At 58.8% G+C, this 13372-nt stretch carries 11 protein-coding genes; 3 read left to right on the forward strand and 8 right to left on the reverse strand.

Features of this window, described 5'->3' with window-relative positions; all coding sequences use genetic code 11:
- Window positions 1–54: 54 nt before the first annotated feature.
- On the reverse strand, window positions 55–1149 hold the full coding sequence (locus BM174_RS15655) for a TRAP transporter substrate-binding protein (RefSeq protein WP_093924793.1): 1095 nt from the start codon (window positions 1147–1149) through the stop codon (window positions 55–57).
- A 578-nt stretch (window positions 1150–1727) separates the two neighbouring features.
- On the opposite strand from BM174_RS15655, the gene BM174_RS15660 reads away from it, so the two are divergent.
- Complete coding sequence (locus BM174_RS15660) at window positions 1728–1994, forward strand: hypothetical protein (protein WP_093924794.1); 267 nt, start codon at window positions 1728–1730, stop codon at window positions 1992–1994.
- Between the two features lie 21 nt (window positions 1995–2015).
- On the opposite strand, the gene BM174_RS15665 is transcribed toward BM174_RS15660, so the two are convergent.
- The 6 genes from BM174_RS15665 to BM174_RS15690 all read right to left on the reverse strand — a co-directional run bounded on the left by BM174_RS15665 (window position 2016) and on the right by BM174_RS15690 (window position 10113).
- A complete protein-coding gene (locus BM174_RS15665) occupies window positions 2016–3194 on the reverse strand; it encodes an ABC transporter permease (RefSeq protein WP_093924795.1) in 1179 nt (392 codons plus the stop codon).
- Between the two features lie 4 nt (window positions 3195–3198).
- Window positions 3199–4893, reverse strand: coding sequence for an ABC transporter permease (locus tag BM174_RS15670; protein ID WP_093924796.1), 1695 nt, complete (start codon window positions 4891–4893; stop codon window positions 3199–3201).
- Between the two features lie 96 nt (window positions 4894–4989).
- Window positions 4990–6096 carry an extracellular solute-binding protein gene (locus BM174_RS15675; RefSeq protein WP_093924797.1) on the reverse strand — a complete coding sequence of 369 codons (1107 nt, stop codon included), beginning with the start codon at window positions 6094–6096 and terminating at the stop codon, window positions 4990–4992.
- Window positions 6097–6208: 112 nt separating this feature from the next.
- On the reverse strand, window positions 6209–7309 hold the full coding sequence (locus BM174_RS15680) for an ABC transporter ATP-binding protein (RefSeq protein ID WP_093924798.1): 1101 nt from the start codon (window positions 7307–7309) through the stop codon (window positions 6209–6211).
- 194 nt (window positions 7310–7503) lie between these two features.
- Window positions 7504–8877, reverse strand: a complete 1374-nt coding sequence (locus BM174_RS15685; RefSeq protein WP_093924799.1) for an aspartate aminotransferase family protein — start codon at window positions 8875–8877, stop codon at window positions 7504–7506.
- 18 nt (window positions 8878–8895) lie between these two features.
- Window positions 8896–10113 carry an aminopeptidase P family protein gene (locus BM174_RS15690; RefSeq protein WP_177209500.1) on the reverse strand — a complete coding sequence of 406 codons (1218 nt, stop codon included), beginning with the start codon at window positions 10111–10113 and terminating at the stop codon, window positions 8896–8898.
- Between the two features lie 210 nt (window positions 10114–10323).
- Here BM174_RS15690 and BM174_RS15695 point away from each other — a divergent pair, with 210 nt between their 5' ends.
- Together BM174_RS15695 and argE are read left to right on the forward strand one after the other, a co-directional pair.
- A complete protein-coding gene (locus BM174_RS15695; protein ID WP_093924800.1) occupies window positions 10324–11511 on the forward strand; it encodes a M24 family metallopeptidase in 1188 nt (395 codons plus the stop codon).
- Between the two features lie 2 nt (window positions 11512–11513).
- Complete coding sequence (gene argE / locus BM174_RS15700; RefSeq protein WP_093924801.1) at window positions 11514–12671, forward strand: acetylornithine deacetylase; 1158 nt, start codon at window positions 11514–11516, stop codon at window positions 12669–12671.
- Window positions 12672–13034: 363 nt separating this feature from the next.
- Here argE and BM174_RS15705 read toward each other — a convergent pair.
- On the reverse strand, window positions 13035–13372 hold a 338-nt coding region (locus BM174_RS15705; protein WP_245766399.1), incomplete at its 5' end, for an enoyl-CoA hydratase-related protein.

The following is a 13372-nucleotide window of genomic DNA, read 5'->3' on the forward strand; positions in this document are numbered from 1 at the left end:
GAAAAGGCCCGGTGCGCAAACACCGGGCCTTTGTTGTGTAAGTGGCGCTGTTGCTCAGTACTTGAGGAACTTGTTGCGCGCGATCTGATAGGGCATGTCGATCTTCTCGGTCCGCGTACGAACAAGGTTGAGCGCCTCGACAAAGCTCTCGGCGGTCTTTTTTACCAGCGGGTCATCGCTCGCCCGCAATTCTTCAACCACTTCGATCGAGGCTTTGGCACCGGCTTCCATAATATCCTCAGGGAAGTCGCGCACGATGACGCCGTGGTCGTTCACCAGCGTCTGCAGGGCACGGGGATCGTTGGCGTAGAAATCCGCCGCAACCTGATCGTACTCCGCTTGGCTGACATCACGAATGATCGCCTGCAGGTCCTCGGGCAGCGCCTGATACTTGGCCTTATCGACCACAAGCTCGGTCGCCAGACCGGATTCCACAAAGCTTGGCATGTAGTAGTTCTTGGCAACCTGATGGAAGCCAAGCGCCAGATCGTTGTAGGGGCCGACGAACTCTGCCGCGTCCAGCGTACCGGACTGAAGTGCTTGGAAAATCTCGCCCGCAGCCATGTTGGTCACGGTCGCGCCAAGCTTTTCCCAAACCCGGCCACCAAGACCAGGAGTCCGGAAACGTACGCCTTTGACATCTTCAACGCTCTTCAACTCGTCGCGGAACCAACCGCCCGCCTGCGTGCCGGTGTTGCCCGACAAAAAGCCCTGAACGCCGAACTGGTCATAGATCTCGTCCCAGATTTCCTGACCGCCCATATACCGCACCCAAGCTGTCAGCTCGGAGGTGGTCATGCCGTAGGGCACGCCGGTAAAGAACGACAGCGCGGGCGATTTGTTCTGCCAGTAATAGGCAGCGCCGTGGCTCATCTCGGCGGTGCCGTCGATGACCGCGTCCAGCGATTGCAGCGGTGGCACAAGTTCGCCCGCCGAATAGACCTGAATGGTCAGACGCCCGCCCGAAGCAGCCGTGATCCGGTCCGCCAGACGCTGCGCGCCGACACCCAGACCGGGGAAGTTCTTTGGCCAGGTGGTAACCATGCGCCATGTAATTTTGTCTTGTGCAAGCGCCGGTGCGGCGAGTGTCGCAGCCGATGCGCCAACGCCCAGTACACCTGCGCGTTTGATGAATGAACGACGATCCATTCGGGACCTCCCTTGAGTATATCCTACGCCAAGCGGCAGACAGCCCGCCGCCGTGTGCCAACCAAATTAGTCAGCACCGGTACCTAAATCCGCAATTATAGGAATGTCCAGATTGGCACGCATGTGATCGATGAAATTGCAGATATTTCGTAGAGCGCACTCAGATTGGCAATTAATTGCCGCCAGAATTGAAATTATTTGCCACTCAATTCAGCGAACCTCTCAGAATGCGAAAATGTCGTGCCTGCGTTTTGGGCAGGCTCCGTCTCAGCCGAACCTCTTCAGATCTCCTCCGCTTTCCAGAAGGCGCCAATCCGCCGCCGCCACCCGCTCCGGTCGGGCAACCTCTGCCTCAATCAACCGCAGAGTGCTAATTCTTCCGGCAGTTACCCTGCGTCACTTTTTTTATTGCACGATTTGAAGGCATTAGCGCCTCGGCACCCTTTCGCAAACTGCATAGCACCTATGCCGAACTGGGGGTTGGAACCGGCAGGGGTGAGGGCTATCTCTGCATTGCAGCGAAAAATACTGCGGTGCAGCATCCCCCGCATCGCGCCACCCTCATATGGAGAACGGCAATGAGCACGACCAACGACACATACGAAGGCACCGTCTTTTTGGCTCAGTCCAAACGGTTCGCCGCATACACCGCAAACGCAGTCGGCGGCGTCCTGTTGGGCTTTGGCAGAGGCATTCACCGCATGTCCAAGCGCATGCAGGTTTCCCGCATGCAATCGGTTTTGAATGCAATGTCCGACGCAGAACTCAAGACAATTGATCTCGAGCGCCGCGATATCCCCCAGCGGGCGCGGTTCCTCGTCGACTACGAATACGACGGTCTATAAGAAGCGATGGGTCTCCGTCTGTCAGGACGGAGACATCCCGCGCAACCGCTCTGACCGGCGGCGCAGAAACTCTAGCGTGGTCAGCAAGCAGATCGAGATGCCCACCAGCAGTGTCGCCACGGCCAGAATGGTCGGGCTGATCTGCTCACGCAGGCCGGTAAACATCTGCCACGGCAGCGTCTTTTGACCCGCCGAGCCTACGAACAACACCACCACAACCTCATCAAAAGACGTGATAAAGGCAAACAAACCGCCCGAGATCACGCCCGGCAGAATCAGCGGCATCTGCACCTTGAAGAAGGTACGCACAGGGCTCGCGCCCATATTCGCCGCCGCCCTGGTAAGTGAATTGTCAAAGCCTACCAAGGTTGCGGTGACCGTGATGATCACAAAGGGAATCCCCAACGCGGCATGTGCCAGAACCACCCCAAGGTAGGTGCCCTGCAAACCGATCCGACTGTAGAAGAAGTACATCCCCGCCGCCGAAATGATCAGCGGCACGATCATCGGTGAAATCAGGATCGCCATGATTACACGGCGGAATGGCATATGCGGCTGGCTCAGACCAATCGCTGCCAGGGTGCCGAAGCCAACTGACAACAGCGTTGCTGCCGGGGCGATGCGGATCGAGTTGCGCACCGCGTTCTGCCAGTCCTGATTGCTAAAGAAATCGCGGTAATGCTTAAGCGAATAACCCGCCGGGTCAAACCGCAGCATCTCTGGCGTGAAGGTGAAGAAATTCTCGGCGTTGAAGCTTAGCGGCATGACCACAAGGATCGGCGTGATGAGAAATATAAAGATGGCACCGCAAATAACACGGAAAGTGTAGTGCCACAGCACCTGTCCGCCGGTCAGATAGGGCGGCACCTTGGCGCGGTAGCGCCCTTCATAAAGCCAGTAGCTGAGCCATGCGAAGAACCAGCCGAAGGCCAACCCGACGACGATCCCCGGTATGCCGCCAAACATCCAGCCCGCAATCGCCATCAGCAGCATCAGGCCCAATCGCCCTACCCGCTCATTGGAAATGACGGTGGTCAGCACAAAGGCCACTGCCGCCATGGCGATAGCGCCAATGACTATGCCCAGTGGCCCGCTGCCTTGCGCGGTGCCGACGAAAAGCCCCGCCAACGCCCCGAAGGCGGCGACGACAGAGAGGTAGAACACGGGTTTTGTGCGTGAAATCGGTGTGAGTGCGGCCATCAGATCAGCCTCCCAGCTTGACGTTGTCGATGCCGACAATCTTGTCATAGGCATAATAAAGCAGCAGCACCGCCGCCAGCAGGATCGCTCCAAGCGCAGCACCCAAGCCCCAGTTCAGCGAACTCGAGATGTGATAGGCGATACGGTTGGAGATAAACGTACCGGAAGTACCACCAACGATTTCGGGCGTGATGTAATAGCCAATCGACAGAATGAACACGAGGATCGACCCCGCCCCGATGCCCGGCACACTTTGTGGGAAGTACACCCGCCAGAAGGCGGTCCAGTTCGTCGCCCCAAGGCTTTTCGCGGCACGCAGATAGGTCTGCGGTACGGTGGCCATCACTGAATAGAGCGGCAAAATCATGAACGGCAGCAGGATATGCGTCATCGCAATGATCGTACCGGTCTGATTGTTGATTAGCGCCAATCGGTCATCCGTGGCGACAATCCCCAGCCAGACCAGCGTTTCATTCACCACGCCTTGATGCTGCAGCATTACCTTCCAGGCACTGGTCCGCACCAGAAGCGAGGTCCAGAACGGCAACAGCACGAGGATCATCAACAGGTTTGCAGTGCGCGCAGGCAGGTTCGCCAGCAGCCACGCCACCGGATAGCCCAACAAAATGCACGACACGGTGATCACTATCGACATCACCATCGTGCGCCAGAACAGCGTCAGATAAATCTGCTGGTTCTCGGGGCGCATTTCGGGGCCGTCGGCACCCTTTTGCATGTCGATCGCATTAAGAAAATATCCATTGGTATAACGCGGGCTATAGGCCTGAATGGTGCGCCACACCTCAACGTCCTGCCAATCCTTGTCAATCTTGGTAAAGGCTTCAGCGAAGTTCACCGTCTCGAAATCCGCGACCGCACTGGCAGCTTCTGACAATTCGGCGGCACCGGCTACCTTCAGACCAGCAAAGGTCACAGGCTCGGCGCGCTGCAAATCGTCATAAAGCGAGGAATAGACCAAAGCCCAAGGGTCTTTCTTGGCGAGGTTATCTTCGTCCTCGACCTGGGTGAACTTGGCATAATTGGCAAAGCTCTCGGATGTTGCGGGCAGAAAAACGTCGATCCCGTCGCGCAATTCGAACTTGGGCTGCTTGTCGTCCGATTTTGGATCCCAGCCCGCCATGTCGGCGTTCCATGCGTCGGATCCCATCAGGGTGTTCCAGTTTTCACCCTTCTTCCAGAACCGGTCGAGCTTCTCGAACTGGTCCTGATAGACTTCCGCCATATCCTCGACCTTGCGGCCGGATTTACGGAACAGGGATGAAACGCCGGTTAATTCATAGTTGAGACGCGAGCCCAGCCGTGTGTGCAGCTTGGCTTCCTGCGCCTCGAAGATATCTTTGAACAGGGCCTTAAAGACAGGCGCGCCGGGCGGTGTGCCGCTCTCGGCATCCCAGTCGGCTAGCAAATCCGTGGTGCGCGGCAGGGTTTCTGAAACGATCTCGTTCTCGACCGAGCGGAACAACATATCCGCAATCGGCGCGATAAAGGTGACCAATACGAAAATCAGCAGCGGAGCCACCAGCGCCAAGGCGCGCAATTTTTGCACCCGCAGGGCACGGCTTAGTGATTTTTTCAGCGGCGTGCCATCGGCGGCAAGCACGGGTCCGTCCGCAATCTTCAGCCCGTCATCCGGTGTCGGCGCGGTCTTTGCGGTGGTGGCGTCGTTCACATCGCTCATGTCAGGCTCGCTGCATTAGGTCGGAGGAATGAATGAAGTTTCAGATGAAACAATGGGGGTGGAAGGGGCCGCGAGGGCCCCTTCCGATAGGGTCGCTTATTGAACCAACCACGCCTGGAACTTCGCGTCGATGTCGTCGCGGTAGTCAGCCCAGAACTCGTAGTTGAAGTTGAACACGTTGGTCGCGTTCGCCGGATCTGTTGGCATGTGCTGTGCCATGTCGATGCCCAGATCGGCGTGCTTCCCAACCAGCGGTGCCGAAGACGCACGTGCCGGACCGTAGGAGATGTACTTGGCCTGATCCGCCAGACGCTGTGTGTCTGTGGCGAACATGATGTAATCCAATGCGCGGGCTTTACGCTCGTCGGTCAGACCGGCGGGAATGATCCAGCCGTCGATGTCGAACATCTGGCCGTCCCACATCATTGCAACAGGCTGGTCCTGCTCTTCGATGACCGAGAAAAGACGCCCGTTGTATGTCGAACCGATGACAACTTCGCCATCTGCCAAAAGCTGGGGCGTATCCGCACCGGCGTTCCACCAGATCACGTCGTCTTTGATGGTTGCCAGCTTATCAAGCGCCTGCTGCTGACCTTCTGGTGTTTCCAGCAAGTCATAGATGGCTTCTTTTTCGACGCCGTCACAGAGCAGAGCCCATTCCATGTTGCCGATGGGACGCTTTTCCAGTGCACGCTTGCCAGGGTAGGCTTCGGTGTCGAAGATCGAGCAGACCGATGTTGGGGGCGTGTCGCCGACCATGTCGGTGCGATAGCCGAAGGTGGTCGAGAAAACGATCTGCGGGATAAAGCAATCGTTGATCAACGTGCCGCCGAAATCGTCTGTCGCGGAGGAGCCGTCGTCACCTTTGGCGAGCATCTCGTCAAAGTTAATTTCCATCGCAAGGCCTTCGTCGCACAGACGGAAGGAGTCAGCAGCCGTTACATCGACCACATCCCACGAGACATTGCCCGCTTCGCTCATGGCGCGCAGTTTGGCCACGGCATCGGCAGAGGATTCGTCGTTGATGATCTTAACGCCGGTCTTCTCTGCATAGGGCTCGTTATAGGCCTTCTGCTGCGAGTTGGAGTAAGCGCCGCCCCAGCTGACGATGGTCATTTCGTTTGCCATGTGGGCATCGGCGAATGCCATGCCGGACGCCACTGTCAGCGCCGAGGTGGCCAGTAATGTTTTGGTCAGTTTCATTAAGATTCTCCCAATTTTTTCCGGGTTTTTAGGTTCGGGCTGTGACACCGGATTTGACACGGCCCATTCAGATCATCCGCAGCGTATTGCGGACGATATGACGCGTGCCGGATTATGCATCCAGCGCGCGACAATCCTCTGCCTGCCAGCCAATCTCGACGGTCTGGCCAGGTTGCAAACGCACCTGATCGGGGGCGTTGCGTGTTTTCACAATGAAGTTGTCATTGCCAGCGACCCGCAGACGGGTGCGGAAAATATCGCCCATATAGATGAACTCAAGCACTTCGGCCTTCAGCGTATGAGCACCCTCATTCAGGCGCGACATATCAAACTCGACCCGCTCGGGGCGGATTGAGACCTGTGTGCGCTCGCCGGGTTTCGAGACATTCACCGGCTTGGCGTCGATCAGGCTGCCGTCATCAAGCTGCACCAGCGCGATGCCTTTGTTGATCTCTTTGACCACACCTTGCAGCGTATTATTTTCACCGATGAACTGCGCCACGAAGGAGTTTTGCGGTTCTTCGTAAAGCTGATCTGGTGGCGCAAGCTGCTGGATGCGTCCGTCTTCAAACACCGCGACACGGTCCGACATGGTCAAAGCTTCGGTCTGGTCGTGGGTCACATAGACCACGGTGATGCCCAGATTGTCGGCGATGTGCTTGATCTCGAACTGCATGTGTTCGCGCAGCTGTTTGTCCAGCGCGCCGAGCGGTTCGTCCATCAACACCAGATCGGGTTCAAACACCAAAGCCCGCGACAGGGCGACACGCTGCTGCTGACCGCCCGAAAGCTGAGCCGGACGCCGACCCCCGAAACTGCCCATCTGGACCATATCCAGCGCACGGGCGACTTTGGCTTCGCGGTCCGACTTGCTCATCTTGCGCACTTCCAGAGGGAAGGCGAGGTTTTCGGCAATCGTCATATGCGGGAACAGGGCGTAGTTCTGGAAGACCATGCCGATGCCACGCTTGTGCGGCGATATGTTGTTGATCGGTTTGCCGTCCAACAAGATGTCGCCGTGGGTCGCTGTCTCGAAACCCGCGAGCATCATAAGGCACGTCGTCTTGCCCGAACCCGATGGGCCCAACATCGTCAGAAATTCGCCCTTGCCGATGGAAAGGTTCAAATCTTTGACGACGAGTGTCTCACCATCGTAGCTTTTCTGCACGCGATCAAACACGACGAAACCGTCGTCAGTGACTGTCTTTGACAAATCGCACCTCCCCAGGTGTTATGTTGTTCTGCCTTTTTGGCATGTTGAATTATAACCAAACACAAGCCCCAATGCTTTGCAACCTAACAGCAGTTGGCACAGGGACGTCCTGACCGCCCTGCTGCATTTTCAGGCAGCGACAGGCGGTCAGGACAGGGCCGATGGCTCATGCAGGGTTAACCCTTGCGAGGCCTTCAGGCCCCCAGAACCTGATGGATTGCAGCTTTGGTTTTTTCTACAATTTCATCTGCTTCGGCGCGGGTCAGGCAGAAGGGCGGCGCGAATCCGATGATATCGCCCTGCGGCATCGCGCGGCCAATCACCCCCGAAGACAGCAGCGCCGCGACGACCTGAACACCGATCTTATCCGCCGGATCATAGAATTTGCGTCCCTCGCGATCCTTGACCAACTCGACGGCACACAGCATCCCTTCGCCGCGCACATCGCCGACATGCGGATGGTCGCCAACCGCCGCCCGCATCTGCTGGTTCAAATAAGCACCGACATCGCGGGCGTTGCCGATCAGATCGAGGTCTTCGATCAATTGCAGGTTCGCGACCCCTGCCGCCGCCCCGATGGGATGCGCCGCATAGGTCCAGCCGTGGCCCATGACACCGTTTTCATCCGCGCCCTGCTCCAGCACTTTCCACACCTTGTCCGACACGATCGAACCCGACAAAGGCGCATAGGCCGAGGTCAGCCCCTTGGCGATGGTGATGAAATCGGGCTTTAGGTCGTAGTGGTCCGAGCCGAACATGCTGCCCAGACGTCCAAAGCCGGTAACAACCTCATCTGCGATCAGCGCGATGTCGTGCTTTTGCAGCACAGCTTGGATCGCAGCCCAATAGCCTTCGGGCGGCGGCACAATGCCCCCCGTGCCCAGAACCGGCTCGCCTATAAAGGCCGCGATGGTATCCGCGCCCTCAAGGGCAATCATCTCTTCGAGATGCTCGACACAATAGGCGACGAACTCTGCCTCTGACTGCTCTAGATTTTCACGGCGGAAGAAATCCGGTGCCACGGTATGCAGCACCCCGTCGAGCGGAAGATCGAACTTGGCATGAAACAGGCTCAGTCCCGTCAGCGATCCGGTCATCAGACCCGATCCGTGATACCCACGCCAGCGGCTAATCACCTTCTTCTTTTCGGGCCGTCCGAGGATATTGTTGTAATACCAAAGCAGCTTGATGTTGGTCTCGTTGGCATCTGACCCGCCCAGACCGAAATAGACTTTGGACATATGCGCAGGGGCGCGGTCCATCACCATCTTGGCCAGCGTGATCGACGCCTCGGTGCCGTGGCCGGCATAGGCGTGGTAATAGCTCAGCTCGCTCGCCTGTTTTGCGATGGCATCGGTGATCTCGCGCCGCCCGTAACCGGCGTTCACACAATAAAGCCCTGCGAAGCCATCGAGCACGCGGTTGCCGTTGCGGTCCTCTATATGGCAGTCCTTCGCGCCCGAAATAATCCGCGAAGCACTTTCGCCGCGCGCATGCTGCGCCAGATGTGTCGATGGGTGAAAGAAGTTCTCACGGTCCCATTGGTCGAGTACGTCATTCGTCAGCATGCGCGTGATCCTTATCAGTTAATCAATGATGTTCGCCTCCGGTCCGTAGGCGAATTTCGTAATGTTTTCAGTGCGGTATTTGCCGACTACCAGAATGTCGTGCTCACGGTACCCGCCTGCCCCGGCAGTGCCTTGTGGCACCCAGAGCATCGGCTCCATCGACACGACCATGCCCGGCTCGAGCACGGTATCAATGTCCTCGCGCAGTTCCAACCCCGCCTCTCGGCCATAGTAGTGCGACAGGATTCCGAACGAATGGCCGTATCCGAAGGAGCGGTATTGCAGCAGCCCCTCGCCCGCAAAGAAGCGGTTGATCTCCTCGCAAATGCCCGAACAGGTCGCGCCCGGCCTGATCAGCGATATCCCCAATTCGTGTGCTGCGACATTGGCCTCCCAAAGCTTGAGCGAAGCCGCATCCGGTGCGCCAAGAAACAGCGTACGCTCCAGCGCCGTGTAATAGCCCGAGATCATCGGAAAGGTATTGAGGCTCAGGATATCGCCGCGCTGCAAGGCCCGCGTGGTGACAGGATTATGTGCGCCATCGGTGTTGAGGCCCGACTGGAACCAGACCCACGTATCGCGGATTTCGCTGTCGGGGAAACTGCGGGCAATCTCCAACTCCATTGCGTTACGCCCCGCCATCGCGACATCAATCTCGCGTGCGCCTTCACGGATCGCATCGCGGATCGCCTCGCCGCCGTGGTCCGCCACCCGCGCCCCTTCGCGGATCAGCCCGATCTCCTCGTTTGATTTCATCATCCGCGCCGCCATCGTGTCAGCCGCGATATCCACCAGTTCCGGCGTGCCCAGCATTTCGTTCAACGTGTCACGCGCGGCCAGTGTCAGGTGATCGGCCTCAATGCCCAGACGCCCGGCGCCCTGCATCAACTCGCCCACGGCGCGCCAGTAATTGTTGCGCGTCCAGTCGGTGTAAATCACGTTGTCGCCATACGACCGTCGCCACGGCTGGCCTGCGTCGATATTGGCGCTGACCGTGGTGCAGGCCTCCTGCGTCACAACACAGCCGTAGGGCCGCCCAAAGCTACAATACAAAAACCCCGAGTAATAGGCGATGTTATGCATCGAACTTAGCAGCACGGCGGGAATATCCCGCTCCGCCATGATCTGGCGCAAACGGGTGAGCCTGCGTTCGTACTCTGCGTGCGAAAAAGGCAGCACGGCCTTGTCGCCATTATGGCAGGTAAAAAATTGCGGGCGGTTTGTCAGGTCTTTCATCCAAAGTATCCTCAATTGGAACGGAGGCCTTGCGGCATCCAGGTCAAAGAAAATATCCGGGCGTACAGGACGGTGCGGCGCAGCGCGCCAAAGGCATGACCCATTAAGCGACGCCATCGCTGGTCATGTGCGCTCAGTCGTATGGTATTGTGCCGAAAGCTGTCAACGCCTAGCGTTCGGGAAACCCCCCACTGATGATAGGTGCAGTTCATGACAACGCCTGACCCCACGCCCTTTTCCAACACCGAATATGACCGGCGCTTGTCGCTGACACGTACTGCCATGGCGCAGGCCGGTCTGGACTCGCTGATCGTCACCGACCCGTCCAATCAGGCTTGGCTCACCGGCTATGACGGCTGGTCGTTCTATGTGCATCAGGCGGTCGTGGTGCCGCTGGAGGGGATGCCATTCTGGTGGGGCCGCAGGCAGGATTCAAACGGCGCGGTGCGAACCGTCAACCGCGACCGCACCGGCGTCGAATTCTATACCGATGATTTTGTCCAATCGACCGAGCGGCATCCGATGCAGGATCTGGCCCGCAAGCTCGCCGCACGCGACATCAAAACTGCTCGCATCGGCGTGGAAATGGACAACTACTATTTCTCCGCCAAGGCCTATACCACCCTCGTCGCCGCCCTGCCCGACAGCGACATTCGCGACGCCACCGCACTGGTGAACTGGCAACGCGCGATCAAATCCGACGAAGAACTCGACTTCATGCGCAAAGCCGCGCGGATCAGCGACAAGATTACCCAACTTGCCATAGATCGCGCCGAACCCGGCGTGCGCAAGAACGAACTCGCCGCCGAAATCACTGCCGCAGGCTACACCGGTGTCGATGACATCTGGGGCGATTATCCCGCCATCGTGCCGCTGATGCCCTCGGGCACCGACGCCGCCGCCCCGCATCTGACATGGAACGGCGACGTGATGAAAAAGGGCGAGGTGACCTTTTTTGAACTCGCCGGCTGCTACCGCCGCTATCATGTGCCGCTGTCGCGCTCGGTCATGCTGGGCCAGCCCCCTGAACATATCAAACGCGGTGAAGGCGCCTTGATTGAAGGGCTCGAAGCAGGTCTCGAAAAAGCCCGCGCGGGCAACCGCACCTGCGACATCGCCAATGCCCTCGGCGCGGTGATGGACAAGGCGGGCATCGAACGCGGCGCGCGCTGCGGCTATTCCATCGGCCTGTCCTACCCGCCCGACTGGGGCGAACGCACCATGTCCCTGCGCCCCGAAGACCAGACCATACTGAAACCCGGAATGACCTTCCACTTTATGCCTGGCCTGTGGATGGACGATTGGGGCCTCGAGATCACCGAGAGCATTCTGATCCGTGAGGATGGCCCCGCCGAGCCGTTCTGCAACATCCCCCGCAAACTCTTTGTCAAAGACTAGCCATGACTGATCTGCAAACCACCACCGCGATCCTTGACGATCTGATCGCCTATCCTTCGGTGTCGTCCGACAGCAATCTTGCAATCATCGACGACCTCGCGCAGCGCCTGCGCGAGGTCGGTGCGCGAGTCGATATCTACCACAACGACGCGGGCACCAAGGCCAACCTCTACGCCACCCTCGGCCCTGATGTGGCCGGCGGCATTTTGTTGGCGGGCCATACAGATGTGGTGCCGATCACCGATCAGGTCTGGGGCGGCAACCCCTTCGCGCTGACCGAACACCAAGGGCGGCTTTACGGGCGTGGCACCTGCGACATGAAAGGCTTCATCGCCGCCGCCGTCGCCATGGCGCCGGTCTTTGCCAAGCGCGCGGTGAGACGCCCGCTGCATTTTGCCTTCACCTATGACGAGGAAACCGGCTGTATCGGGGCCGAAGCACTGGCGCGGCAACTGGCCAAGCGCCACGACCGCCCTGCCCTCGCGATCATCGGCGAGCCGACCGAGATGCGGGTGATCGAAGGCCACAAAGGTTGCTGCGAATATTCCACGCATTTCACGGGACGCGAAGGCCACGGCTCGCTGCCGCATCTCGGCGTCAACGCGGTTGAGTACGCCGTGCGCTATATCACCCGCCTGATGCAATTGGCAGATGAGCTCAAAACCCGCGCCCCCGCGGGCAGCGCCTTTGACCCGCCGCACAGCACCATCAATGTCGGCGCGTTACACGGTGGTGTGGCGCACAATGTGATCCCCGGCCTTGCCACTGTCGATTGGGACATGCGCCCCGTGCAAGGCAAAGATTTCACCCACATCAAGACGACCATGCACGACTTTGCGCATGACGTGCTGCTGCCGCAAATGCGCCGCGTCTGGCCCGACGCCGATATCACCACCCAGACCGTTGGTGAAACCGGCGGGCTGGAGGTGTTGCCTGAAAACGCCGCCCGCGATCTGATGATGGAGCTCACGGGTGCCAATGGCACCGATGTAGTCTCCTTCGGGACCGAGGCCGGCATTTTTCAGCAGCTTGGCATCGCCGCTGTGGTCTGCGGGCCGGGCTCGATCGAACAGGCGCACAAACCTGACGAGTACCTTGAGATCGACCAGCTTTCCGCCTGCCTCACGATGCTTGAGGGTCTCAGCCGCAGGTTAGGCTGATCCTTCCCCCCTGCCCCCATAGACGGAAAAGGGTGGAGAATTTAACTGTTTCACAAGTCAACGGTTGGCCTTCGCAAGACCGCAAAGAACCGATGTCCGATCCCCGCAGCACGCCCTGCAATAGCGATTTCGCCTTCCGCCCCGACAGACCGCCGACCCGCTGTTCGGCTTTCACTCCCAACGCGCCTCTGTGATTTCACAAGCAGATTGTCGCGCTTAATGTGGCAATGACGGGCTGTCACCACGGGCCTTGCCGCGCTGGCCATCGTCGATACCCCCGGCATCACTCAAAGCGAGTTGGCGCGGCAGTGAGGGATCGCACGCTCCGGCCTCGTCGAAAGGAGCTAACACACCTGCCCGCACCTATTTGCGAAACACCGGCTCGCGCTTTTCCAAAAATGCCCGCAAGCCCTCTTGCGCCCCTTCCGAAGTTTGCGCCATCGCCGCTGCCATGCTTTCAGTAAACAGCCCGTCGGCGCGGGACATATCGCCAATTCGCCCGATCGCCTGTATCATCAGATAGTTCGAAAACGGCGCATTGTCCGCCACCTTGCGGGCGAGTTTTCGAGCCAGCGTCAAAGCCGCGCCCTCCTCCACCGCGTAATGCGCCAGCCCCATCGCCAACCCGTCCTCGGCGCCATAGGACCGTCCTGTCAACATCATTTCGCGCATTCGGTCGGCACCGATAATCCGGCCTACCC

This window comes from Sulfitobacter brevis, assembly GCF_900112755.1.
Classification (GTDB): domain Bacteria; phylum Pseudomonadota; class Alphaproteobacteria; order Rhodobacterales; family Rhodobacteraceae; genus Sulfitobacter; species Sulfitobacter brevis.